Below are 26,694 nucleotides of genomic sequence, written 5' to 3' on the forward strand. Positions count from 1 at the left end.
ATTCATCCCTCCAAACATTTAATAACAAGATTTTTTAATTTTTGAATAATCCTATGGGCTTTCATTTTTACTGCATCTTCAGTTTTTTCAATTAACTGTGATATTTCTTTATGGGTCATTCCCGAAAAATACTTTAAGTTTATTATTTCAATTTCATTTTTTGGAAGGCTGTAAATTGATTTTTTTAAGCAATTAAGTTCTACTTCTTTGTTAAATTTGTCCTCCCAAATATCCGGATAATAGTATTTTTCAAGTTCATCATTTGTTACAATTTCTTTCTTCTTTCTATAAAAGTCTGTGACAGTATTTCTTGCAATCGAGAAAAGCCAAGACTTTGGATTGGTTCTTATTGTACTATAATTTTCATAGGCTTTTTTAAAAATTTCACTTACGATGTCATCGGCATCCCAGCTATTACCTACTTTAAAATACACGTACCGGTACACATCGTCAAAAAAAGTTTCATAAAAGCTTAAAAAACCATCTTTCACCCATGGGCCTCCTTTCACTTATATAGACGCATCAAAATTTTATAAGTAACTTTTTGGAACTCGGCTGTTTTTAATTTCCACAATCATAGACGAATTATAAGGCGCAAAGTAACAGTTTTAATTACTTTAATTATAAAGATTTTCAAAAGATATTGCATTTATTTTTCTTTTGTAATAAAATAATGTACAAATCTATTTGTAAATGCAATGAAGTGGAGCAGTAGGCATTGTAAGCTTTAAGAGAGCCGTTGGTGGGTGCAAAACGGTAGCCTAAGATGCCGAAACTCGCCACGGAGCAGGCATACTGAAGTGTAGTAGGTATGCACGGTTACCGCCGTTACAGGTTTAAGTGGGCTTTACGCCAAAAAGAGTGGTACCACGGAAGTACAAGTCTTTCGTCTCTTAAAGATGAAAGACTTTTTTTAATAAAATCGAGTTTGCTAAAAAATCATAGATAGGAGTGGAGGTTTATGGCTTACTCAGTGGATGTTGATAGAAAATGGCAAAAAAAATGGGAGGAGACAAAACTTTACAAATTTAATCCTGAAAATGCAGATAAAAAGCTTTATTGCCTTGAAATGTTTTCTTATCCTTCGGGTGCAAAGCTTCACGTAGGGCATTGGTACAATTATGGACCTACTGATTCTTGGGCGCGTATGAAAAGAATGCAGGGATATGAAGTTTTTCATCCGATGGGATTTGACGCTTTTGGACTTCCTGCAGAAAACTATGCTATAAAGACGGGAATACATCCTTATGATTCTACTATGGAAAATATAAGGACGATGGAAAAGCAGCTTAAAGAAATGGGGGCGACTTTTGATTGGGACTATGAAGTAATAACTTGCTTACCGGAATACTACAAATGGACGCAGTGGATTTTCTTGAAGCTTTTTGAGGCAGGCCTTGCCTATAGAAAAAAAGCTCCAGTAAATTGGTGTCCCAGTTGTCAAACTGTTCTTGCAAACGAACAAGTTATAGATGGGAAATGTGAAAGGTGCGGCACTGAAGTTACAAAGAAAGATTTGACTCAGTGGTTTTTTAAGATAACTGCTTATGCAGAAGAACTCCTTGAAAAACTGGATGAACTTGATTGGCCTGAGAAGACAAAAATAATGCAGAGAAATTGGATTGGAAAGTCGGATGGAGCAGAGATAGAATTTAAAGTAGCCGGAAAAGACCTGACATTTAAGGTATTTACTACAAGAGCTGACACGCTATACGGAGCGACGTATGTAGTTATTGCGCCAGAACACGAAATTGTAGATTTAATTACTACAGAAGAATATAAACAAGCTGTTGAAGAGTATAAAGAATACGCGAGAAAACAGAGTGAGATTGAAAGGTTGTCTACTGAAAAAGAAAAGACAGGGGTATTTACAGGAGCATACGCAATTCATCCTCTGACGGGAGAGAAACTCCCTATTTGGATAGCAGACTATGTCCTTGCAACATATGGAACAGGATGTGTCATGCTGTTCCTGCCCATGATGAAAGAGATTATGAGTTTGCAACAAAATACAACCTTCCTATAAAAAGAGTGATAAAAGGAATAGGAGATATAGACGATAGTTTGCCTTTTGTCGAATATGGAGAGCTTGTAGACAGTGGAGAATTTACAGGTTTGAAATCAGAAGAAGCGAGGATAAAAATTGTAGAAAAATTAAAGCAAGAAGGTAGAGCAGAGTTTAAAGTAAATTACAGATTGAGGGATTGGCTTGTTTCAAGGCAGAGATACTGGGGTGCTCCAATACCTGTCATTCACTGTGAACGGTGTGGCATAGTCCCTGTCCCAGAAGAAGATTTGCCAGTATTACTTCCTTATGATGTGGAATTTGCTCCAACAGGTGAGTCTCCACTTAAAAAGCATGAGGGCTTTATGAATGTAACTTGTCCTAAATGTGGAGGTAAAGCGTTAAGAGACCCCGATACTCTTGACACTTTTGTAGATTCTTCTTGGTACTTTTTAAGATATCCCGATAACAAAAACGACAAAGAGCCTTTCAATAAAGAATGGATAAATAAAATGTTGCCTGTTGACAAGTACGTAGGTGGAGCAGAGCATGCGACAATGCATCTTTTGTACGCAAGGTTTGTTACAAAGGCTTTGAGAGACTTAGGATATCTTGACTTTGATGAGCCGTTTAAATCATTAGTGCATCAAGGTACAATATTGGGCCCTGATGGAAGCAGAATGAGTAAATCTAAAGGAAATGTCATTTCGCCCGACGAATACATTAAAGAATACGGTTCTGATGTATTCAGACTCTATCTGATGTTTGGATTTGCTTATTCTGAAGGTGGGCCATGGAATGATGATGGTATTAAGGCAATTTCCAGATTTGTCAATAGAGTGGAGAGATTTATAGATAAATTTATTGAGACAAGAAACAATCCTGGCAAGACTAAAGACGAAATGGGAAAAGAGGAAAATGAATTAAACTATGTGAGACATTATGCTATAAAAAGTGTGACAGAAGATGCAGAGAGATTTCAGTTTAATACTGCAATAGCGAGGATAATGGAACTGGTAAACGCTCTTTATAAATACGACACAGATGTGGAAGTTAAAAATATCGAATTTTATGAAGATGTGGTGGCAGATTTAATAAGGCTTTTGGCGCCATTTGCTCCTCACTTTTCCGAAGAAATGTGGGAAAAACTTGGATATGAATATTCTGTTTTCAATCAAAAATGGCCAAAGTGGGATGAAAAAGCTCTACAAAGAGATGTTGTAGAAATAGCTGTGCAGGTAAACGGCAAGGTAAGAGGAAGACTTGAAGTTCCTTCAAATGCTCCTGACGAAGAAGTACAGAGGATTGCACTTTCAGATGATAAAATAAAATCCTACCTTGATGGAAAAGAGATAAAGAAGGTCATAGTTGTTAAAGGCAGGCTTGTAAATATTGTTGTGAAATAATTAAAGGCAGGAGGCTCACTCCTGCTTTTAAAAAATAAATATTTTTTAGTGATGGTGAGGGAATTGTGATAGTAGATAGTGATGTTAAAAAGAGTATAAATGGAGTTAAAAGTGCATTACCTATTGTGTTAGGGTATTTGCCAATAGGCTTTGCTTATGGACTCGTTGGTGTGAAAAGCGGTTTTACTATTTCACAAGTGGTGGCATTGTCTCTTTTTGTGTATGCTGGTTCAGCACAATTTATTGCTATAAGTTTGCTTAGTGCAGGAACAAGTATTGTTACACTGGTATCTACAATATTTATAGTAAATTTGAGGCACTTTTTATATAGCACATCGCTGTCCCAGTATATGAAATACATACCGAGAAAACACATACCAATACTATCTTTTTTTATTACGGATGAGACCTATGCGGTTGCGATTACAGATTTGCAAAATGACTCTAAATACACTGAAGGTTATTTCTACCAACTATTTTTAACCTCATATACTGCCTGGGTATTTGCTTCATTTTTAGGTGCTGTATCAGCAACTTTGATAGGAGGCTCTATAAACATAGGGCTTGATTTTGCACTTCCAGCAATGTATATTGCCTTGCTATTTATGCAAATATCAGGTTATAAAAAAGTTTTTATAAGTGTCTTTTCGGGGCTGTTGTCTATAACTTTGATGTTTGTATTACCGGGAAATACAAATGTCATTGTAGCCGCATTAATAGGTGCAGGAATGGGGGTATTGCTTGACAAATGGGTACGAAATTTATAATAAGTGTTATTGGAATGTTTTTAGTGACATATATTCCGCGATTTATGCCTGTTTATGGCTTAACTAAAATAGAACTTCCTCAGGCTGTAAAGTCGTTTCTTGAGTATGTGCCTGTGGCAGTTCTTTCAGCTCTTTTATTTCCAGTAATTTTTATCAAAGATGGAAAGTTATTTCTAGATTTGTCAAATATATATTTACTCTCAGCAATACCGACATTTATAGCTGCATATTTTACGAGGAAGCTATTTACACCTGTTGTTGTTGGTATTGTTAGCTATGTGATTTTATCATTTATTATTAAGTAAAATTGGTATGCTTTCTGGATAATAATGTTTTTACTGCTTTTTAAAATAAGCAGTTTTTTTGTTTGCATTTTTGTGATATAATATACTTGCAAATGTTTGATAAACAAATAATTGTTTGGGAGTGTGTGAATGTGGCATTAACACAAAGAGAAAAAGAGATACTAAGATTAATCAAGAAAAATCCTATGATTTCCCAAGAAGAATTGGCGAAGCTTATGGGTATTAGCAGGTCAGCTGTTGCAGGGCACATAGCAAACCTCATGAAAAAGGGCTTTATATTAGGAAGAGGCTATGTAGTGAGGGACTTTAAAGGTATTACTGTAATTGGAGGAGCAAATATAGATATAAAAGGTAAACCTTATTCAGAGCTTAAGCAGCATACTTCAAATCCGGGACACATAAACATAGCGCCTGGTGGTGTAGGACGAAACATTGCTCACAACCTTGCACAGCTTAGTTTACCTGTTACGCTTTTGTCTGTTGTAGGGAATGATGATGAAGGAAGAAGGCTTCTTGAGGAGACAAGGCAAGCAGGAGTGAATGTGGAACAAATTGTAATTTCAAATACAAGGCGTACAGGTATATATCTTGCCATTCTTAATGCAATTGGTGATATGGATGTGGCTCTTTCGGGAATGGACATTTTAGAAGAGTTAAATATACAATATCTTGAGTCAAAGATAGAAGTTATAAAAAATAGTGAGATTGTAGTTTTTGATACCAATATTCCTGAAGATAGTATCAAATATATTGTGGAGCTTTGCTACAATAATAATATTCCTGTAGTGGCAGAGCCCGTTTCCATCGACAAAGCAAAAAAATTAATAGGTGTACTTGACAAAATCGATTATGTAACTCCAAATAATGAAGAACTTGAATCGATATCTGGAGTTAAAATAGCAAACGATGAGGATATGAAAAAGGGAGTTAAATATTTAAGACAAAAAGGTATCAAAAATGTCATAGTAACTTTAGGTGAAAGAGGGGTATATATTTCTTCAGAAGAAGTTGAAAAATTTATAGAACCATATCAAGCCGAAATTGTTGATGCTACAGGTGCAGGAGATGCTTTGACGGCTGGGTTGGTCTATGGTATTTTTAATGGCTATCCTCTGGATGTATCAGCAAAATTTGGTCTTGCTGCAGCATCTCTTACGATATCCTCACCTTATACCGTAAATCCGTTTTTAAATGAAAATCAGTTAAAAAATATAGTAAAGGAGATAGGAAAATGAATAATTTCATTGATATGTCAAAAGAAGTAAAAAAAGCAATGGAGGAAGGAAAACCTGTTGTTGCACTTGAATCCACTATAATATCTCACGGAATGCCTTATCCTGAAAACATTGAGACAGCTAAAACTTTGGAGAATATTATAAGAGAACATGGAGCTATACCTGCGACAATTGCAATTATAAATGGAAGAATAAAAATAGGTTTAAGCAAAGAAGAACTCGAATTTATGGCTACCTCAAAAGAAATATTAAAAGCCAGCAGAAGAGATTTGCCAGCAGTTTTAGCAAAAGGATTTAGTGCAGCCACTACAGTTTCCGCAACAATGATTTGTGCAAATCTTGCGGGCATAAAGGTGTTTGTTACAGGAGGTATAGGAGGTGTCCACAGAGGAGCAGAACAAACCTTTGATATATCAGCTGATTTACAAGAACTTGCAAATACAGATGTAGCAGTTGTATGCGCAGGTGCGAAGGCAATACTTGACCTTTCTCGTACTCTTGAATACCTTGAAACCTTTGGGGTTCCTGTGGTAGGGTTTAAAACTTGGGAATTTCCAGCTTTTTACACAAGAGAAAGCGGACTTAAAGTGGATTACAAAGTTGATGACGAAATAGAGGCTGCAAAAATTATAAAGACAAAATGGGATTTAGGCTTAAAAGGTGGGGTTTTGATTGCAAACCTATTCCAGAGGAATATGCCTTGGATAAGGCTTATATAGATAAAGCAATAGAAGATGCCCTTTATGAGGCAGAAAAACGCAATATAAAAGGTAAAGAAATAACGCCCTTTTTGTTAGATAAAATAAAAGATTTGACACAGGGTGAAAGTTTAAAAGCTAATATTGAACTTGTTAAAAACAATGCTTTTGTTGGCGCAAAAATTGCTATTGAACTAAATAAATTGTATAAAGAGGCGTAATCCGCCTCTTTATACTTGCTTTTAGTCGTTGTCGTGTACTTCATCTATTATTTCTTCTCTCATGTTCTGTATACTTGTCAGCCTATTTTTGTTCTTCTGCTTAATCCTTTCTATTTCTTCAGTAGAAAGTTCTTCTGCGTGTAATTTTAGGTAATCTTCTGCTTCTCTATAATTTTCTATAGTATCGTGTATCATTTGTTGTAATTTTTCTACATTGTCTGAGCGGTCATCCGGCTTTGGAGGTTTTGTGTATTTATCATTTTCCTTTGCCATAAATCTCACTCCTAATTTTGAAGTTTCTCATATTTATTTTGTTCATAAAAAATATTTATATGTATTGTAGAAAAAGCATGTTCTCAAGTGCGGAAAATTTTAAAACATGCTTTTTGTTTTTCAAAAATTTGAAGTATATATAAATAACTTATATAATTGTTTTAAGTATTTGTGCATAAAATAAAAGTTAAATATGGCTTTTTTACTCGAGGTGATGTCATGGATTTTTATTTTATTGCAGTTATAGTAATATTTTTTTATATATTTGTAACTGGTTTTCACGACGAAGGAAATCTTGTTGCTACTATTATATTTTCAAGGTCTATAGATGCAAAAAAAGCTTTTATTCTCGCGGCTGTTGCACAATTTTTGGGTACAGCAATAATAAGTACTAATGTCAGTAAGACAGTGGCAAAGGATATTGTAAAATATGAGTATTTATTTAAAAGCGGTTACAATATCAGTCTGTTGATATTATGCGGTTTAATTGGTGCCATGATATGGAACTTTATTACCTGGTATTTTGGAATACCTTCTAGTTCTTCTCATGCGTTAATTGGCGGAATGCTAGGACCTTTTGTCTTAGAATACGGTTTTAACTCAATAAATGTACAAGGTATACTATTTAGAGCTATTCTTCCTTTGTTTCTGTCTCCTATAATAGGATTTATTACGGGATATTTAATAACGTTTTTTTTATCAGAAATATTGAAAAATCAAACGCCGGCAGTGAATAATATACTTAAAAAACTGCAATATTTTACTCTCTTTTTTCTCAATGCAGTACATGGGTCAAATGATGCCCAAAAAGGGATGGTTTAATCGTTATTTTAATGATGATAAAGGGACAAACTCATAATTTTGAAGTACCATTTGATGTAAAATACATATCGGCTTTAATGATTTCTTTTGGACTTATATTAGGAGGTTTTAGAATAATCAAGAATGTAGGAGCAGGAATATACAGAGTAAGGCCTTTTCATTCCTTTAATGCACAGCTTTCTTCCCTTTTAGTTGTAAGTATAGCAGCAATCATTGGTGCACCAATCAGCGGTACTCAGTTAATTAATTCTTCAATTTTAGGTATTGGGGCAAAAGAAAGACCTACTGCTGTTAGGTGGCAGTTTGCTAGGGGAATAATTATGGCGTGGTTTATAACAATTCCTGTATCTTTTATAATCTCTTATTTGATTTACGGTTTGACTAAGCTTTTATGAGGGAGGTGAAAAGAGTGAATGTATTTAAATGGTTATTTTTCAAAGAGACAGATTTTTATAAATTGCTGGAAGAGCAATCAAGACTCACATTACAAGGAGTTTGTGCTTTGGAAAAATATATGATGACAGGGAATATAGAAGATGGACATGAGGTAAATAGATTAGAAAAAATTGCAGACAGAAAAAGAGAAGAGTTGATAGATGAACTCGATAAAACTTTTATTACTCCATTTGATAGAGAAGATATATTCAATTTATCTAAAGCTATTGATGATATATTAGATTATTCTAACACTACTGTGAAGGAAATGGAAGCATATAATTTGCAACCTACTGGTGAGCTTCAGGAAATTGTGACGGTGATAAAGTACAGCACAGACCTCATTTATAAATCAGTATGTAATCTTAACAGAGATAAAAAAGAAGGTATGGAACAGGCATTAAAGGCAAAAAAATATGAGAACGAAGTAGAAAATTTATACAGAAAAAATTTAGCGAAATTATTCGAAGATGATGACATAAAATATATTTTAAAAATGCGAGAGATTTTCAGGCATTTAAGCAACTGTGCTGACAAAATAGACCTTGCAGGAGATATTTTAGGGCATATTTATGTAAAAATGATGTAAAGTGTAATGTAAAGTTATAGGGCGAGTTTTTACGAAGGTGATGGAAATGTTGCGGATTGAAAGCGCTCATTGGGGCGCTTTTATTTTCATTCATCTTTTTTTAAGGTGGTTGTAAATTTAAGTAGATACTCTAAGTAAAGATAAAAATTAAGTGTTTTAAAGTGTATTATTTTTTTGTCTTTTATGATAAAATGTATCGTAAAGGGGGCGAGTGATGTGAAAAGAATTGATAAAGTTTATAATTGTGTAAAAGAATTATGTAGCAAGCAATTTGCTGAAAGAGGAGAAATAATTGGAGTTTCAGCTATGGAAATTGCACATGCTCTTAATATACAAAGAACAAATGCTTCCAGCGATTTAAATACCCTTTTTAGAGAAGGAAAAGTTATAAAAGTTGAAGGCAAACCAGTTTTGTATAAGGTTAAAGAACTTGATATGGTTTCTGATGAAAGTGATATGGTAGTGAAAGATGTATTTGACAGCATAATAGGAGCTAATTTAAGCCTTAAAAATGCCGTACAGCAAGCAAAAGCTGCTATAATTTATCCTCCCAATGGTCTTCATACACTTTTGCTTGGAGAGACGGGTACAGGCAAATCCATGTTTGCAGAAGTCATGTATAGTTTCGCAAAAGAAATTGGAAGGATAAAAGGAACGCTCCTTTTGTGACTTTTAACTGTGCTGACTATGCTAATAATCCGCAACTTTTAATGTCACAACTGTTTGGCGTGAAAAAAGGAGCGTATACTGGTGCCGATAAGGATAGAATGGGCCTTGTTGAAAAAGCAGATGGTGGCATACTTTTCCTTGATGAAGTCCATAGGCTTCCGCCAGAAGGACAAGAGATGCTTTTTTATCTAATTGATAAAGGACTTTATAGACGGCTTGGAGAATCTGAAACGCAACATAAAGCAAATGTTTTAATAATATGTGCTACAACAGAAAATATTGAGTCTACTCTTCTTAGGACTTTTATAAGGCGGATACCAATGGTGATTAAATTGCCAGCTTTAGCAGAAAGAACATATGAAGAAAGATTTGAACTTATTAAAAATTTCTTTAGAGAAGAAGCAGCTATTATTAACACTGATATTATGATCACTTCAAATGCTTTGAAAGCTTTATTGCTTTATGACTGCCCTAATAACATAGGCCAGCTGAAAAGTGATATAAAACTTTCAATTGCAAAAGCTTATCTTGGGTACATGATGAAAAGAGATAAAGGAGTATGCGTGCATACTGAAGATTTACCTGACTATGTCAGAAGAGGATTGTTTAAGTATAAGGAATCGAAAGATGAAATTGATAGATTTATTACGGGAGATATAATAAAGTTTTCAGTTGATAATGCTACTCCTGTTATCCAACAGAATAATCAGATATTCAATTTTTATGAGGCATTAGAAGAAAAAAGAAAAGCTTTAGAGCAAAAAGGACTTAACGAAAGTGATATAAGACTCATCATGAGTATTGATATAGAGACATATTTGAAAAAGTATCTCTTAAATCTGGATAAAAATAATTTGGAGGAATTGTATAAAGTAGTGGATAAAAAGATTGTCGATATAGTAAACGATTTTTTGAATTATGCCAGCAAAAAGTTAAAAAGGTCCTTTAGTGAGAAAACTTTATACGGCCTTTCTATGCATGTAGCCAGTTCTGTTGAGAGAATACTAAGCGGCAAAGACATTGTAAATCATCAGCTGGAAAATATAAAGAAGGTGTATGAGAAAGAATTTGAAGTGGCAAATGCTTTGAGAGAAAGGGTCCAAAAAGAGTTTAACATAAAAGTACCTGATGATGAAGTAGGCTTTGTTACAATGTTTTTATGCCTTGACGAAGAAACAAAAGAAAAAGACGAAAGGGTAGGCATTATTGTTGCTATGCATGGAGAAGCCGCTGCTACTTCAATCGCGGAGGTTTCCAATAGGCTTTTAGGTGACAATTATGTAATTGGGTACAATATGCCACTTGATCAAAAACCAGAAGTTGCGTTAAATAATTTAACTAATATTGTAAAAAGAGTTGACAAAGGAAGAGGCGTATTACTTCTTGTTGACATGGGTTCACTAGTATTATTTGGTGACATGATATACGAAAGGACAGGAATCCCCGTCAAAACAATTGAAATGGTTTCCACTCCTATGGTTTTAGAGGCAGCAAGAAAGGCAATCCTTAACGCCTCTTTAGATGAAGTGTATGATGCAGTTGTCAATTTCAGTCCTTATGTAGGCAGAATCTACAAAGACAGTGTTAAATTTGAAGATTCTCTTAAAAAGAATGTTATCATAACAGCCTGTATAACAGGTGAGGGCACAGCGGTTAAACTTAAATCAATACTTGAAAAGAACCTTGACTTGAAAGAGAAAGATATTGATGTTATTCCTATTGAGATTGAAAGCAAAAAAGAATTTAGAAGAAAACTACTCAACATCAAAGAAGAAAAAAATATTTTAGCTGTTGTAAGTGCTATAAATCCAGAAGATGATTCTATATTGTATATTTCTACCTCAGATGTGTTTGATAATGATAAATTATCTGTATTGAGAAATAAAATTGAAGCTCTTTCACAAATCGAGATAATTGATAACATGAAGGAGGTCATAAGAGAAAATATAAAGATAGATTCAGAAAAGTATATATCTTCTTTAAAAAATTTTACGCAGCTTTAATAAGAGAAGGAGTAAATTTAAATGAAGATATTACAATAGGATTAATACTTCATCTTGCTTGTGTAATTGAGCGTATGTTACAAGGAAAAGAGCTAATACACATGAAAGATACACAAGAATACATTAAGAATTATCCAAAGGAGTTTGATATTATAAAAAAAGCTATAAAGGTTATCGAAGAAGGATGTAATGTAAAAATTTCAGACGAAGAATGTGTAAGTATGATGAAAATAATCTATTCACTTTAATACACATATGTGTATTGAATACGTTTTTAAACAATACACATTGAAACGGTTCAATAAACATTGTCATTGAAGGCGGAAAAGTAGCAATTTTGCTAAGACAATTGCTATTTGGCATGAGATTTGCATAGGAGGATATAGTGTAAAATTCAAAAAAAGGTGGTGGTTCAATAAAAGTAAATTAGAATTTTATTTGGTCAACTTAAGATAATTGCGCATTTAATTATTTTAAAAAGATATCCTTATCTTCACCAACACTTGAGGAATGCAAGATAGTAAGAGATTTAGTTCAAGAATTTTTTGATTTCTATGAAAACATCAGGGTAATAGGAGGGGAAAAAGGAAGATCGATCTTATTTAGATTTTATAAAAATATGAAACTCTGTTACAAATATGTTATTGTAGGTGGTGTAATATGTATAAGATTGCTTTAGTATGTGAAAACGGTGCAAGTACAGGCATTCTAGTCAGAAAAATGAGAGAAGCAGCTAAAAAACATGGGATAGAGGCGGAAATTCAAGCTTATGCTTATACACAATTGGAAAATTTCATTGAAGAGGTAGATGCTATACTTTTAAGCCCACAGATCGCATACAGAAAGGACGTTATTGTAAAAACATTTTCAAAGTATGCGGATAAAATTGATGTTATAAAACCGATGGATTTTGGAATGATGAATGGCGAAAAAATTCTGAAAGATGCTATTGCGATTATTAAAAAATGATTTAATTGCTGTACTTACAATACGTACTAATAATTCTTATGGGTGATGTCATTAAAAAACTTGTTCAAGCATATGATTGCTTACGATTTCGGGAGGTGGCTATTTGATGCTAAAAGTACGCTGATGCACGGTTTCCATCTATTGCTATTTCGTAAACATCTTTAAAATAGAATTTTCCATCCATATATATGATTCTTTTTCAAGGGCTTGGCCGATTTCCTGACAAATAGGTTCAGCAATGTCGACTAACTTATGAAAGAAGGCTTCAATGTCATCACAGTAATCCTGTTTGAACCTTGAGCAAAAGAAGCATCAGGAACAGTATTAAGCCCACAAAAATCACGGAGTCATTTTGAAAATGGCAAAAAGTAATAAGTAAATCAATAGTTGATATAGAAAGTAACTTTTGCAGCAGTAAGGTTGAAACAATTGAATCGAGAGAATTATCATGAGGGCGAGCAGTAGCTTTATTATAGTGAAAATACCAATCCTACAGGGATTAACTTACAAATATTAATATACTGGTTAAGAAGCTCAAGTAACTGAGGTTTTTGAACAACAACAAATTTATGAAAATCACCAATAAAATCAGAAAAATGAAGTTGCTGTATCATGCAGGATCTCCTTTCGTCTTAGTTGGATTTAGAATATTTGGTATAATATGTAATTCGACAAAAGTGGAGGAAAATCCTGCTGATATATAAAATAAAACCCTTTAAAATCAATAATTTTGGGGTTTTACAAAAAGCTAAAAAAAATATTTTATAGGAGGGAAAAATGATGGATAGGCTTATAAACGCATTGCAAAAAAGGCTAATGCCTATAGCAAAGAAAATGAGCGACATTAAATTTTTAAGTGCATTAGGTGCTACATTCCAAATCTTATTGCCGGTTATTTTACTTGGTTCATTCGCTGCCTTAGGAGCATTTTTAAATATCCCGGTATGGCAAAGTTTTGTTAAAAATACAGGTTAGCAACTGTATTCATGACAATTCAATCTCTAACACTTAGTATTATTGCTTTGTATGTTGCTATTGTATTACCATATCAATATGCAACAAAATTGGGAATGAAACCTCTTTCCACAACGATTATTAGTTTTATGACATTTTTGTTAATTACTCCACATAAACTATATACTGATATTCCTACTGAATGGTTAGGGTATCCAGGTTTATTTAGTGCGATGCTTATAAGTGCCTTTACCGTAAGATTTACAAAATTGCTGCAAGATAAAAAGATTTATTTACGTATGCCAGAAGGTGTACCACCTATAGTAGAAGAAGCCTTTGCAAGTTTAGTGCCGGCACTGTTCTCCGCACTTTTAGCAGCGTTTATAGAAGTAGGATTAGCTAAGACAAGTTTTGGAAGCATTCATCAAGTAATTTACTCACTAATTCAAGTACCACTACAAGGAATTGGATTGTCTTTTCCAGCTTACCTTCTTGTCCAAATACTATCTACCTTGTTTATGTTTTTTGGTATTCATGGCAATGTGGTTTTTAGCACCATTTCACCGTTGACATTAGCTGCATCTGCTGAAAATTTAAAGGCACTGTCATCTGGTTTACCTTTACCGAATATTATCACTGATTCATTTTCTGTATTATGTCAACCTGGAGGCATTGGAGGTACATTTGGTCTTGCATTTTTAATGGCGTTTACTGCAAAGAGTAAGAGATTAAAAACACTTGGTAAAATGTCGATAATTCCTGCAATTTTTGGCATTAACGAACCATTGCTATTTGGAATACCAATTTTATTAAATCCATTATTATTCATTCCTTATATTTTGAATCCGATTATTGCTACAACAATAAGTTATCTTTCAATAGCACTTGGCATTACCCCGAGATTATCCGGTGTTATAGTACACTGGACTGTGCCGCCGGTTGTTTCAGGTTTTCTCGCGCAAGGTGTGCCAACAGCAATTTTGCAAATAGTAGTGATTATTATAACAACTTTAATATGGCTTCCGTTTTTTAAGATAGTAGATAGACAAATTATGTTGGAAGAAACAGAAGAAACATTAGTAAAATAAATTAAATTGTTTATAAGAGGGGCGATGAAGCCATCTCTTCTTTTTATCAGTACAACTCAATTATTAAGTAACTTTCATTTTGACAAGCAATTATGACTAGTTAATGGGATGTGCTAAAAGTCTGTATTGACGTTATTCTGGGAAGAATAGAGAAAATCACTGTGGATTTTGGCTATATGGACAAAAATGACGTATGAAAAGGTAAATTAAAGAGTTTTAATGGAATATTTATTGATGATATAAAAAAGTAATTGTCTATTTGCGAAAACTTAAATTTAGGAGGGATATTATGAAATATCCAAACTTATTTTCACCGATTAAGATCAATGATATGATGGTAAGAAATCGAATTGTGGCTGCACCTATTGGACAGAAATTTTTTGACAAATCCTTAGGTGGAGCGGGAATTGTTATCGCTGGTTCTGTCATTGCAGAACCTGGAAAGTCTTCGTTTGCTTCAGCAGATGAACCTTATGCATTTTCAAAATATGAGGTTGAACAAACAAGACAAAGGATTTTGATTGCACGTCAGGCGGGTGCAAAAGCTTCTATTGAAATTGTACATGCAGGTCAATATGCTCGAGTAAAAGATTTTGCCAAAGGACCTTCCGGATTTATTAGAAATGATGGAGTAGAAGTAAAAGAAATGACAGAAGAAATGATGGAGGAAACACTTCGCTGGTACGAACAAACTGCATTTGACGCTAAAGATATAGGCTTTGATATGATTTGTATGCATTTTGGACATGGCTGGCTACCAGCACAATTCCTTTCACCATTTTTTAATAAAAGAACAGATAAATATGGTGGAAGCCTTGAGAACAGAGCAAGATTTCCTCTAATGATTTTAGAAAGGGTTAGAAAAGCGGTAGGAGCAAATTTCCCTATTGATATGCGAATTTCGGCAACAGAATGGGTCGAGGGTGGGATAGAATTTGAAGAGGTGTTGGCTTTTATAAAGATGGCAGAACCATTAATTGATATGGTACAGATTTCGTGTGGGTTAGACATGGAGCGCGAGGCTAATGTTCATATGGTTACAACTAATTTTTCAGAACATGTGCCTAATGCAAAATATGCAAAAATCGTAAAAGAAAATGTTCATATTCCTGTTGCAGTCGTTGGAGCTATTATGAATCCAGACGAAGCTGAGCAGTTGATTTCAGATGGGGTTGCAGACATGGTTGCACTTGGACGTGCTTTGGTGGCAGACCCTGAATGGCCTAAAAAAGCGAGAGAAGGTAGACCTGAGGACATTGTCCCGTGTATAAGATGTTTACAATGTTATCATATATCTACAAACCGCAGAAATGTAGGATGTTCTGTGAATCCAAGATACTCCAATGAATCATGGATACCGCGGAAATTAGAAAAGGCCGATATAAAGAAAAAAATTGTCGTAATAGGTGGCGGACCAGCAGGACTACAAGCTGCATTGGTGGCAGATAAAAGAGGTCATAAAGTAATTTTATTTGAAAAAAATAGTTTCTTAGGTGGCGCACTTCACTATGTTGCAATGGAATATTATAAGAGTGATATTAAAGCATTTTTAGATTATCTTAAAGTACAGCTTAAAAAGTCCAAAGTTGAAGTTCATCTAAATACAGAAGCTACGCCGGAACTTGTAAAAAAAATCATGCCAGATGCAGTTATAATAGCAGTGGGTGCGAGTCCTGTTATACCACATATACCAGGAATTGATAAGCGACATGTGATCACTTTCTATGATGCCATTGAACATATGGATAAGATTGGGCAGAATGTTGTAATTATTGGTGGCGGCACAATTGGTGCGGAAATTGGACTGGAGCTTTCATTACTTCATCAGAAAAATGTTACAATCATCGAGCTTGGAGGAGAAATAGCAGCACAGGGAAACATGCTTTATAAAATTGCACTTCGCCAAAAAATGCAACAGGCAAGCACATTAAATACAATGTTGAAGACTACATGTCAGGAAATCAAAGAAGATGTTGTAGTGGTTAAAACAAGTGATGGAGAAGAAAAAATCATTAAGGCGGATACTGTTATAATTGCCACCGGATTGAAACCAAATAAATCGGTAGCAGAAAGTTTTTATGGGATTGTACCAGAAACATTTATGATTGGAGATTGCGTCAAACCAAGAAAAATAATGGAAGCTGTAATGGAAGGGTATACAATTGCCTCCAATTTATAAGTTTATGTTATAATGTTAATTTAGGAAGGAAAGATTTATTAATGTATCGTGAGTTTATAAAACTATTTCCAAAAAACTTTTTATGGAGAGCATCTACATCAGCATACCAAGTAGAAGGTGCATGGGATGAAGACGGAAAAGGCCTATCTGTCATAGATATGGGAAAGCATCCCGAAGGAACATCAGATTTTAAAGGTAGTAAGTGATCATTATCATCGATACAAAAAGATATAGCTTTATTTGCAGAAATGGGTCTTAAAGCTTATCGCTTTTCTATTGCATGGACAAGAATTTATCCGAAAGGCACAGGGGAAATAAATGAAAAAGGCATTGCATTTTATAACGGTTTAATTAATGAATTGCTGTCGCATAACATTGAGTCTATTGTAATAATATACCATTTTGATCTTCCATATGCATTGCAAGAAAAAATGGTAAAATGTCAAGGGGGGTAATTAAAAAATTTTTGAGACATTTGGAGGTCAAAAAAAGGAAAAAAATATCCTTCTTCCAATATACCAATAAATGGTATTAGAAGTTCCGGAACAAAATTCCTTATTAATTTTTAACAAAAAGTATTTAAATACTAGTAATACTTCTTTCTTTATATTTGACCTTTGCTGAGCATTGCAAAGATCAGAGGGATTAATCTTCTAGCAGTTAAGACGAGGGCGCGTTTATATTGGTGCTTTGGTAACTCGCGATACTTCTTGTAGAAAAAGTATAGATGATTATGATGTTGTATTACTAGGACCTTAGATTAGGTATAAAGAAAAATATGTGGAAGAGCTTACAAAAAAGAAAAACAAAGTTTACAGAGTAATTCCTCCGAATATATATAGATTCATTGATGGGGCGAAGACTTTAGATGTAGCAATACAAGCGTTAAAAAACAAATAAAAAATGGGAGGTAAAAAAATGGACCTTGAACAAATTGTATTTGCCATTATATCCTATGCAGGAGATGCACGAAGCAATTGTTTTGAGGCATTGAAGCATGCGAGAAAGGGTAATTTTGAGGAGGCCGGAAAGTATTTAAATAAAGCGAGCGAAGAGCTTTTAGAAGCACATCACGTTCAAACGGATATGATACACAAAGAAGCCCAAGGAGAGAAACAAGAAGTAACACTTCTTTTAGTTCATGCGGAAGATCATCTTATGAATGCAATTCTTGCTAAAGAGTTGATAACCGAAATGGTTGAGCTGTATAAAATTATTTACCAAACAAAGGGAGCAGCTTTTGATGTCTAAAAAAGATTTGAAAATTGCTGTGATTGGAGGGGGTCTAGTTATACCCCCCGAACTTATTGAGGGTTTTATCAAGAGGTATAATGAACTACCTCACTATTCTGATGCTGCCTGTTCATTGATATGTTCAATATATAATGACAAAAAAGACATACATGTGGTCAATGTTAGAAACAATGGTACAATTGCGGATTTGCCAGATGATGTGGTAATAGAAACAAATGCAATAATAGATAGAAATGGTGCACATCCGATAAATATTGGACACGTTTCGACAAAAATAAGAGGTTTAATGCAAGCTGTAAAAGCTTATGAAGAACTTACTATAGAAGCAGGGGTAAAAGGCGACTATTATACGGCTTTACAGGCATTGACAATACATCCATTAGTTCCTTCTGCAACGATTGCTAAAAAAATACTTGATGATATTATTGAACAGAATAATGAATTTTTACCCCAATATAAATAATAGAGAATATGTATTTTTTATTTTCAATGCTATCGTAGGTACAAGGAGTAATGTTATGCGCTACAAGATGATAGTTTTGGATGTAGACGGAACTCTTATTAATGACGAAAAAATAATCACACCAAAAACAAAAGATGCATTAATTGCAGTTCAAAGACAGGGTGTAATTGTGGTACTCGCTTCTGGCCGCCCTTCTCCAGGTTTATTAAGAGAAAGTGAAGAATTGGAACTTGAAAAATATCATGGTTTATTATTATCTTACAATGGTGGTAAAGTTGTTGATGTCACGACGAAAAAGGTAATCTATCAAAAAAGTATACCGAGGGAAACAGCAACTAGACTATTAAAACATTTGAAGACATTTCCAGTAACTCCGATTGTGGATGATGGTAAGTACATTTATACAACGGACGAAGATGCATATCAGATTAGGTATGAAAGCCAGAACAATAATTTAAAAATAAAAATAGTAAATAATCTTGCCGATGATATTAATTTCTGCCCAATAAAAATCTTAATTGCAGCACCAAATGAAGTTTTGCTATCAGCATCTAAAAAAATTATGGCACCATTTGAAAATGAACTGTCATTTACTCTATCAGCGCCATTTTATTTGGAGGCAACGATGAAGGGAGTAAGTAAGGCGAGTTCCTTACGGATTATCTGTAACATTTTGAATATCAAACCAGAGGAAGTTATGGCATTTGGTGATGCACAAAATGATATTCCGATGATAGAATTTGCCGGATTGGGGGTTGCTATGGGAAATGCGTGTGAAGAACTAAAAGCGATTGCAGATGAAGTTACGTTGTCAAACAATGAAGATGGAATTGCACATACGTTAAAAAAATATTATGAAATTTAGCTAAACCTTTCGCATAGCGTGATTCATGGATCTTCTGTTTTCATCTTATATGACATTCGTCAAAACAAGACAGATAGATATTAAGAATATCCTCAAGCGACTCTTTGTATTATTTCCAGTGTTTGCAGGTGTGAGAACAATGTTTTGAACTATCTAAATATCCATAGCTATAACTGCTTCTGTTTTTTTAAAATTCATAAAAAAAGAGCTTTTTAAAGCTAATTTTAAAATATCGAGATAGGAGGTTTTCTTAAAATGGATCATAATAATATGAAACCATTTCCCAGAAATTTTTTATGGGGAGCTTCCACTTCGGCATATCAGGTAGAGGGAGCATGGAATGAAGACGGAAAAGGTCCCTCAGTTATTGATATGAAAAAATATCCAGAAGGGACATCGGATTTCAAAGTAGCAAGTGATCATTACCATCGTTACAAAGAAGATATTGCATTATTCGCAGAAATGGGATTAAAAGCCTATCGATTTTCTATCGCTTGGACGCGCATTTATCCAAATGGAACAGGGGAGATCAATCAAAAAGGCATTGATTTTTATAATAATCTTATAAATGAATTGCTGTCCTATAATATCGAACCTATCGTTACCATGTATCATTTTGATTTACCTTATGCTTTGCAACAAAAGGGAGGATGGTCAAATAGAGAAACTATCGATGCATTTGAAAATTATGCTAGAACATTATTTAAATACTTTGGAGATCGAGTAAAGTACTGGTTAACTATTAATGAACAGAATATGATGATTTTGCACGGTTCAGCCATTGGCACTCTAGATCCTAATATGAAAAATCCTCAAAAAGAATTATACCAACAAAATCATCATATGTTTTTGGCTCAAGCAAAAGCAATAAATTTATGTCACGAAATGTGTCCAAATGCGAAAATTGGGCCAGCGCCGAATATTGCTTATGTTTATCCAGCCTCTTCCAAACCAGAAGATATCTTAGCAGCACAAAATTTTTCATCAATTCGAAATTGGTTATATTTGGACATGCCAGTATTTGGGCGTTATAATAGTGTTGCATGGAGCTATATGGAGGAAGAAGGATGTACACCAACTATTCAAGAAGGTGATATGGAAATATTAGAATCTGCAAAACCAGATTTTATTGCCTTTAATTATTACTCAACGGTGACAGTAGCGCAAAATAGCAGTAATGATTCTGCTGAAAATTCTATCGGAGACCAGCAAATTACTATTGGAGAACCCGGTTTTTACCGGGGAGTTGCAAACCCATATTTGGAAAAGACACAATTTGGCTGGGAAATCGATCCGATAGGTTTCCGCATTACATTACGCGAATTAAATGACAGATACCATCTTCCATTGTTGGTAACTGAAAATGGTTTAGGAGCTTATGACAAGCTAGAAGAAGGTGATATTATTAACGATGATTATCGGATTGAATTCTTACGTAAGCATATAGAACAAGCACGGTTGGCTATTTCTGATGGAGTGAATTTAATAGGATATTGTCCTTGGTCAGCTATTGACCTTGTCAGTACACACCAAGGATTTAGCAAGCGTTATGGTTTTATATATGTCAACAGAGATGAATTTGATTTAAAAGACTTAAGAAGAATTAAAAAGAAAAGTTTTTATTGGTATAAAGATGTTATAGCTACAAATGGTGAGAGGTTATAGTTAAACTGTCGCAGTTGAAAAAAAGAAAAAAGTTTCTTTTGTGACGATTGTTAAAAATACTTTGTGATATGATTGAGCAAAACATATGTTTTTACTACAATATAAAAAACTGGACCATAACAATTAGTATGAAAGTTATATAATAAACCTATAACACAAAGAAAGTATGAATCTAATGATTAGAGCATATTAGGATTAACTTTGGGATGGGACAAGTTTATTGGAATTAATTATTATGGAAGTACTGTACGGGTCGAATTTGTAAATTAAAGTATTCCCTCCTTTGAGACTTTTTGGTGGTATTTTTCGACGATTGTTATCTTCAACAGTAGGAGGGAATCCTTCTTTTTTTCAAATCTTTTTGTATCAAGTATTATATTATAAGGTTTGAAAGATCTTAAAATTGGGGTATATCTGACATAACTTATTCACTCTAGGGAGGCAGTTTAATGCAGACTTTTCTATCATCAGTGCAAGGGGTACTTACAATTGTATTTATGTTAGCCCTTGGCTATTACTTAGCAAAAGTAGGATGGTTTGATAAAACAATATCAGATTTATTTGCTAAGCTTGTTGTCAATATCACTTTGCCACTTTCTATGATAGTAAATATAACATCAACTTTTACAAAAAAGCAATTAGAACGCTCAGGAAGAGGACTTTTGATATCTTTTTTGTCAATATTGATATCCTACTTGATTGCTTACATACTGGCTGAAATTTTTAAAGTCAAAAGAGGAAGAAAAGGAGTATTTACAGCGATATTTTCACTATCAAATGCTATATTTGTGGGGCTTCCGATGTCTCAAGCTCTTTTTGGAGAAGCTGCAACGCCATATACTCTTTTATATTACATGGCAAATACTACAATTTGGTGGACTCTGGGTGTATATGGCATTTCTTGCGACATAAATGGCAAAGGCCAAAAAATATTCACTTCAGATATGCTAAAAAAAATATTTAATCCTTCTCTTCTTGGTTTTATCATAGGTGTAATTTTTGTTTTCGCAAATATTAAACTTCCAAAATTTATTTTTAACAGCTTCGAAATGATTGGGAGACTTACAACACCCCTTTCAATATTTTATGTTGGTATAACTATTTACGAGATGAGTTTTGACAAATTTAAACTTGATAAAGATGCTTTTATGGTTTTTATTGGAAGATTTTTGGTAACTCCTGCTTTGGTATGGATATTAGATTTATTTATACCAATTCCAAAACTTATGAGAGATGTCTTTATAATAATGTCTGCAATGCCCGTTATGGTAATCTCAGCAATAATAGCAAGAGTTTATGGCGCAGATTACGAATTTGCGACAAGCATGATTACATACACAACAATATTTAGTGTTATTATAATGCCATTTTTAATGGTTTTGATAAAGATTGTATAAGAGGTGAAGCTACTTCATCCATAATGTCCAGCCGGATATGTTAATAAATGCGAAAAGCAAGAAATTACATCTTTTTAGTATGTGCTAAAAACCATTTATAACAAAATAGAAATGGTGCACATCCGATAAATATTGGACACGTTTCGACAAAAATAAGAGGTTTAGTGCAAGCAGTGAAAGCTTATGAAGAACTTACTATAGAAGCAGGGGTAAAAGGCGACTATTATACGGCTTTACAGGCATTGTCAGTACATCCGCTTGTACCTTCTGCGACGATTGCCAAAAAAATACTTGATGATATAATTGAACAGAATAAAGATTATTTGCCGCAGTATTATAAATAAACTAGTTTAACCGGTTTTTTACCGGTTATTTTTTTATCTTCAATTTTGTCAAAGAAAACGAATGACAAAACTGATTTTCTTTAAATTGCATAAATACATATTGAGGTTTACAATAATTATAGAAGATTAAATGCGAAAAGGAGGTAAAACTTATGCAAAACACTAATGCTCTCATAACTAGCGGCGGAAGTGTGAAAGCGAAGTTGCAAAGGCTTGGTGGCTTCTTGGCTGGCATGGTAATACCTAACATTGGTGCTTTCATAGCATGGGGACTTATTACTGCTTTCTTTATTCCAACAGGGTGGATTCCAAATGAACATTTGGCTAAACTTGTTGGACCTATGATAACGTATCTTTTGCCAATTTTAATTGGTTATACAGGTGGTAAACTTGTATACGATGTAAGGGGTGGAGTAGTTGGTGCCATTGCAACAGCTGGTATCATAATCGGTTCATCTATACCGATGTTCCTAGGTGCTATGCTGATGGGTCCTTTAGGAGGTTATGTCATTAAAAAATTTGACGAGCTTGTAGAGGGAAAAATCCCAGCAGGTTTTGAAATGCTTGTCAACAATTTCTCAGCAGGTATTTTAGGTGGTTTATTAGCAATTTTAGCATTTCTTTTCATTGAACCAGTGGTAAATGGAATTTCAGTAGGATTGGGTGCAGCAGCTCAATGGGTTACAAATAAAGGCTTATTACCTTTAATAGCGATTTTTATAGAACCGGGTAAAATTTTATTTTTAAATAATGCTATTAACCACGGCATACTGGCTCCTCTTGGAGTAGCAGAAGTTAAAGAGTTTGGAAAGTCAATATTCTTCTTGCTGGAAACAAATCCAGGTCCGGGATTGGGGGTTTTACTGGCATATTGGCTTTTTGGAAAAGGCGATGCAAAACAATCAGCTCCAGGTGCTATCATAATACACTTCTTTGGCGGAATACATGAAATATATTTCCCCTACGTTTTGATGAATCCATTACTACTCTTGGCAGTTATAGGCGGTGGAATGGCTGCAGATGCGACATTTGTTTTGACAAAAGCGGGCTTGGTAGCTACGCCTTCACCTGGTAGTATATTTGCAGAAATAGCTATGTCACCAAAAGGCGGATTACTTCCTGTACTTGCAGGTATTACAGTTGGAGCAGTTGTATCTTTCCTTATAGCATCAGTGATTGTTAAGAGAGCTAGTGAAGAGAGCATGTCTGCCGAAAGTATGACATTTGCACGTTCAGTAGTCAGCGGACTCAAAGCGCAAAGCAAAGGACAAAAAGTTGAAGAAGTAAAGCCTAGTGTACAGAAAATAGAAGGTATGCCTAAAATGATTGTTTTTGCTTGCGATGCTGGTATGGGTTCGTCAGCGATGGGAGAAACTATTTTAAAGAAAAAATTAAAAGAAGCAGGATTGGATATTGTAGTTAAGCATTCTGCTGTAAATCAAATACCAAAAGAGGCCGATGTTGTATTTACACAGGAAAACCTTGCAGAAAGAGCTTCTCAAGTTGTGCCAAATGCTAAAATTGTAACGGTCAAAAACTTTTTAGACAATACAGTCTATGATGAATTTGTAAAGAACCTTAAAAAATAAAATAAAAATTTATGGTGAAGGGTATGGAAGATCTAACTGTAAGACAAAAATTTATATTAAAAACTTTGATAGAGAAAGGTCCTTCTAATATAGAGGACCTTTCCAAGCTTATGGATGTAAGTGGAAGAACTATTATGAGAGAAATAGCCTCTATAAACAATAATTTAAAAAAATATAAAGCTGTTATTATAGAGGACAATGGACAAATCATTTTAAAAGGAGAGGAAGAAGCGTTAGATAAAATCCATGCTTCTTTAGGCGCCATTCCTCTCCAATGGCTTTTAACTCCAGAGCAAAGACAAATATTGATGACAATACAATTGTTACTTTCAAAGGAACCCATAAAAGCTGCTTATTTTAGTTATCAATTTAATGTTGTAGAAGGAACTATAAGTCTCTATCTAGACAAAATAGAAGAATGGCTGAAAATGAGAAATTTATCTCTTATCAGAAGAAGAGGTTATGGGATTAAAGTAGAAGGAAGTGAATTAGATAAAAGAAGTGCAATTGTGGAGCTGTTTTATAACTATAAACCCATAGAAGAACTTTTAGCTTTTGTCTATAATAATGAAAAAGACAAATATGTATACACATTTTTTAGTACAGTTTTTGACAATGAGTTAGTTCAATTAGTGAAAAGAATTGCACAACAAATTAAGAATGTTATACATGGTCACTTATCCGACTTAAATTACTTTGGGATGTTTGTACATTTACTTGTTTCTATTTACAGAACAAAAATAGACAAGCCAATACAGCTTAACGATGAATTTGTAAAGGACATTTTGCTTTCTAATGAATTTATTTTCATGAAAGATGTAGAAAAAATATTGAAAGAAAATGAAATATATTTGCCAGATGCTGAATTGGCATATTTGGCTATTCATTTAAGTCCCAAAAAATACGTCTATAAACAAAATAGATTTGAAGAACTTGGCATTTCTTTACAAGATTTATCAAAAGAGGTTGTGGAAGAAGTTTCTCGGCTTTTAAATATAAAGATAAATTGCGACGAACAACTTATTGTAGGACTGTCACAGCATTTTGAACCTGCCTTTATAGATTGACAATGGGACTTCAGACTACCAATCCATTAGTAGAAGAAATTAAAAATTACTATGGTGATTTGTTTAAAGCAGTAAATAAAGCTTGCAAGTTAATTTTTTCTAAATATAATCTCATGATACCTGAAGAAGAGATTGGATATATTACAATGCATATTGGAGCTGCAATTGAAAGACAGCAAGCTTTATCAAAAAAATTGAGAGTTTTTGTTATATGTCCGAATGGGATTGGCACGGCGAGAATATTATCAGCTAAATTAAAAACTCTTTTTAGAGAAATTGATGCTATTGACATTGGGGCAATATGGGAGTATAAGAAAAAGAGTGATGACTATGACCTAATAATTTCTACAGTAAAGCTTGAAGATTTAAAAGATAATGTAATTGTAGTATCGCCTTTTTTGCCAGAAGAAGATATTAAAAAGGTAGAAGAGTTTATAGAGAAATATGTAGTCAAGAAAGAAAGAGAATTGACAGGGAATTTGCCGATGGTGGAAAGGAGACGAAATTTTGAAATAGCAGATGAAATACTTCGAAATTTGCAATTGAAATACGTGGAAGCAAAAACTATTGCAGATTTAATAAAATTCATTGCAAAAGATTTATATGATTTAATGCTTACTGAAGATGCAAAAGAAATAGAAGAGCTAATCTTTAAAAGGGAAGCCATGGGCAATGTTGTCATACCAAACACCCACATTGCTTTAATTCATACAAGAAGTGACAAAATGGTAATGCCTTTTGTCGGCGTCTATAAACTAAAAACTCCATTAAAGATGAAAAGTGCTGGTTTTTCTTATGAAGAAGTAGACACTTTTCTTGTGATGTTAGCAAGGAAAGCAGAAAGCAGTGAAATATTAGAGATGTTAGGTAAAATAAGTATTTCGTTGATTGAGGATAAAGCTTTTAATGAAATATTGAGGCTTGGCGATATCAAAGATATTAGAAATAGCTTAGTTACAATACTAAATGATACACAGGAGGCTTTGGAAGATGAATAAAGAAATACTAAACGAAAATAATATCGTATTAAATGTACCATCAGAATCTAAAATACAAGCTATTGAAAGAGTAGGGAATTTGCTTTTTAAAAATGGCTATGTCGAAAAAGAATATATAGAAGGTATGAAAAAAAGAGAAGAAGATGTAACAACTTATATAGGTAATGGTATTGCTATTCCTCACGGTGTTTCTGAGTATGTAAAATATATAAAAAAATCTGGAATAGTTATAGCGCAATATCCTAAAGGAGTAGATTTTGGAGATGGAAATATTGCCTATATTGTCATAGGAATTGCAGGCAAGGGAGATGAACATTTAGAGATATTATCAAAAATAGCTCTTACCTGCCAGTATGAAGAAAATGTCGAGAAATTGAAAAAGGCAAGGACAAAACAAGAAATAATAGAAATACTTCAAAAAGGTGATGAATAAT

At 33.8% G+C, this 26,694-nt stretch carries 18 protein-coding genes, 8 pseudogenes and 1 other annotated feature; of the genes and pseudogenes, 23 read left to right on the forward strand and 3 right to left on the reverse strand.

Going from position 1 to position 26,694, the window contains the following annotated elements; all coding sequences use genetic code 11:
* Positions 1-2 precede the first annotated feature (2 nt).
* Positions 3-491 (reverse strand): RNA polymerase sigma factor, encoded by a 489-nt coding sequence (locus JCM7501_RS01195; RefSeq protein WP_003869901.1) that lies wholly within the window; start codon positions 489-491, stop codon positions 3-5.
* Positions 492-689: 198 nt separating this feature from the next.
* Positions 690-897: a binding site (T-box leader), on the forward strand.
* Between the two features lie 64 nt (positions 898-961).
* On the opposite strand from JCM7501_RS01195, the pseudogene leuS reads away from it, so the two are divergent.
* From leuS to JCM7501_RS01220, 5 genes and pseudogenes are all read left to right on the forward strand, one after another.
* Positions 962-3,411: pseudogene (gene leuS, locus JCM7501_RS01200) on the forward strand (leucine--tRNA ligase).
* A 65-nt stretch (positions 3,412-3,476) separates the two neighbouring features.
* A complete protein-coding gene (locus tag JCM7501_RS01205) occupies positions 3,477-4,178 on the forward strand; it encodes an AzlC family ABC transporter permease (protein ID WP_028991617.1) in 702 nt (233 codons plus the stop codon).
* Positions 4,160-4,483, forward strand: coding sequence for an AzlD domain-containing protein (locus tag JCM7501_RS01210; protein ID WP_028991616.1), 324 nt, complete (start codon positions 4,160-4,162; stop codon positions 4,481-4,483). Before JCM7501_RS01205 ends, JCM7501_RS01210 begins: the two co-directional genes overlap by 19 nt.
* 131 nt (positions 4,484-4,614) lie before the next feature.
* Positions 4,615-5,718 carry a PfkB family carbohydrate kinase gene (locus JCM7501_RS01215; protein WP_028991615.1) on the forward strand — a complete coding sequence of 368 codons (1,104 nt, stop codon included), beginning with the start codon at positions 4,615-4,617 and terminating at the stop codon, positions 5,716-5,718.
* Positions 5,715-6,637 (forward strand): annotated as a pseudogene (locus tag JCM7501_RS01220) (pseudouridine-5'-phosphate glycosidase). Before JCM7501_RS01215 ends, JCM7501_RS01220 begins: the two are co-directional and overlap by 4 nt.
* A 21-nt stretch (positions 6,638-6,658) precedes the next feature.
* On the opposite strand, the gene tlp reads toward JCM7501_RS01220, so the two are convergent.
* Positions 6,659-6,910 (reverse strand): small acid-soluble spore protein Tlp, encoded by a 252-nt coding sequence (gene tlp, locus JCM7501_RS01225; RefSeq protein ID WP_028991613.1) that lies wholly within the window; start codon positions 6,908-6,910, stop codon positions 6,659-6,661.
* 219 nt (positions 6,911-7,129) lie between these two features.
* Here tlp and JCM7501_RS13550 point away from each other — a divergent pair, with 219 nt between their 5' ends.
* From JCM7501_RS13550 to JCM7501_RS12470, 9 genes and pseudogenes are all read left to right on the forward strand, one after another.
* Positions 7,130-7,732: an inorganic phosphate transporter gene (locus JCM7501_RS13550; protein WP_256200978.1), complete on the forward strand. Its 603-nt coding sequence runs from the start codon at positions 7,130-7,132 to the stop codon at positions 7,730-7,732.
* An 11-nt stretch (positions 7,733-7,743) separates the two neighbouring features.
* Positions 7,744-8,127: an inorganic phosphate transporter gene (locus tag JCM7501_RS13555; RefSeq protein WP_256200980.1), complete on the forward strand. Its 384-nt coding sequence runs from the start codon at positions 7,744-7,746 to the stop codon at positions 8,125-8,127.
* A 14-nt stretch (positions 8,128-8,141) separates the two neighbouring features.
* Positions 8,142-8,756: a DUF47 domain-containing protein gene (locus JCM7501_RS01235; protein WP_028991611.1), complete on the forward strand. Its 615-nt coding sequence runs from the start codon at positions 8,142-8,144 to the stop codon at positions 8,754-8,756.
* A 216-nt stretch (positions 8,757-8,972) separates the two neighbouring features.
* A pseudogene (locus JCM7501_RS01240) lies at positions 8,973-11,676 on the forward strand (sigma 54-interacting transcriptional regulator).
* Positions 11,677-12,088: 412 nt separating this feature from the next.
* On the forward strand, positions 12,089-12,397 hold the full coding sequence (locus JCM7501_RS01245; protein WP_028991609.1) for a PTS sugar transporter subunit IIB: 309 nt from the start codon (positions 12,089-12,091) through the stop codon (positions 12,395-12,397).
* A gap of 780 nt (positions 12,398-13,177) precedes the next feature.
* Complete coding sequence (locus JCM7501_RS13250) at positions 13,178-13,372, forward strand: hypothetical protein (RefSeq protein ID WP_218184419.1); 195 nt, start codon at positions 13,178-13,180, stop codon at positions 13,370-13,372.
* Between the two features lie 11 nt (positions 13,373-13,383).
* A complete protein-coding gene (locus JCM7501_RS01250) occupies positions 13,384-14,439 on the forward strand; it encodes a PTS sugar transporter subunit IIC (RefSeq protein ID WP_218184420.1) in 1,056 nt (351 codons plus the stop codon).
* Between the two features lie 289 nt (positions 14,440-14,728).
* A complete protein-coding gene (locus JCM7501_RS01255; protein WP_038001988.1) occupies positions 14,729-16,618 on the forward strand; it encodes an oxidoreductase in 1,890 nt (629 codons plus the stop codon).
* Positions 16,619-16,659: 41 nt separating this feature from the next.
* Positions 16,660-17,073 (forward strand): annotated as a pseudogene (locus tag JCM7501_RS12470) (family 1 glycosylhydrolase).
* Positions 17,074-17,222: 149 nt separating this feature from the next.
* Here the strand turns inward: JCM7501_RS12470 and JCM7501_RS16080 are convergent.
* A pseudogene (locus JCM7501_RS16080) lies at positions 17,223-17,354 on the reverse strand (IS110 family transposase); the annotation flags it as partial.
* Between the two features lie 182 nt (positions 17,355-17,536).
* Between JCM7501_RS16080 and JCM7501_RS01270 the strand changes: the two are divergent.
* From JCM7501_RS01270 to JCM7501_RS01310, 9 genes and pseudogenes are all read left to right on the forward strand, one after another.
* Entirely contained in the window at positions 17,537-17,869 is a 333-nt protein-coding gene (locus tag JCM7501_RS01270) for a PTS lactose/cellobiose transporter subunit IIA (protein WP_028991605.1), read from the forward strand.
* A gap of 91 nt (positions 17,870-17,960) precedes the next feature.
* Positions 17,961-18,335 (forward strand): annotated as a pseudogene (locus JCM7501_RS01275) (family 4 glycosyl hydrolase); the annotation flags it as partial.
* A 55-nt stretch (positions 18,336-18,390) separates the two neighbouring features.
* On the forward strand, positions 18,391-19,200 hold the full coding sequence (locus JCM7501_RS01280; RefSeq protein ID WP_028991603.1) for a Cof-type HAD-IIB family hydrolase: 810 nt from the start codon (positions 18,391-18,393) through the stop codon (positions 19,198-19,200).
* A gap of 255 nt (positions 19,201-19,455) precedes the next feature.
* On the forward strand, positions 19,456-20,865 hold the full coding sequence (locus JCM7501_RS01285) for a glycoside hydrolase family 1 protein (RefSeq protein WP_028991602.1): 1,410 nt from the start codon (positions 19,456-19,458) through the stop codon (positions 20,863-20,865).
* Between the two features lie 449 nt (positions 20,866-21,314).
* Complete coding sequence (locus JCM7501_RS01290) at positions 21,315-22,262, forward strand: AEC family transporter (RefSeq protein WP_028991601.1); 948 nt, start codon at positions 21,315-21,317, stop codon at positions 22,260-22,262.
* A 104-nt stretch (positions 22,263-22,366) separates the two neighbouring features.
* A pseudogene (locus tag JCM7501_RS01295) lies at positions 22,367-22,606 on the forward strand (family 4 glycosyl hydrolase); the annotation flags it as partial.
* A 152-nt stretch (positions 22,607-22,758) separates the two neighbouring features.
* Positions 22,759-24,195, forward strand: a complete 1,437-nt coding sequence (locus JCM7501_RS01300; protein WP_028991599.1) for a PTS mannitol transporter subunit IICB — start codon at positions 22,759-22,761, stop codon at positions 24,193-24,195.
* Between the two features lie 11 nt (positions 24,196-24,206).
* Positions 24,207-26,260: pseudogene (locus JCM7501_RS01305) on the forward strand (BglG family transcription antiterminator).
* Positions 26,253-26,693, forward strand: coding sequence for a PTS sugar transporter subunit IIA (locus JCM7501_RS01310; protein ID WP_004399758.1), 441 nt, complete (start codon positions 26,253-26,255; stop codon positions 26,691-26,693). Before JCM7501_RS01305 ends, JCM7501_RS01310 begins: the two are co-directional and overlap by 8 nt.
* The last annotated feature ends 1 nt before the right edge of the window (position 26,694 follow it).

The sequence above is a fragment of the Thermoanaerobacter thermocopriae JCM 7501 genome (assembly GCF_001310975.1).
Lineage (GTDB): Bacteria > Bacillota > Thermoanaerobacteria > Thermoanaerobacterales > Thermoanaerobacteraceae > Thermoanaerobacter > Thermoanaerobacter thermocopriae.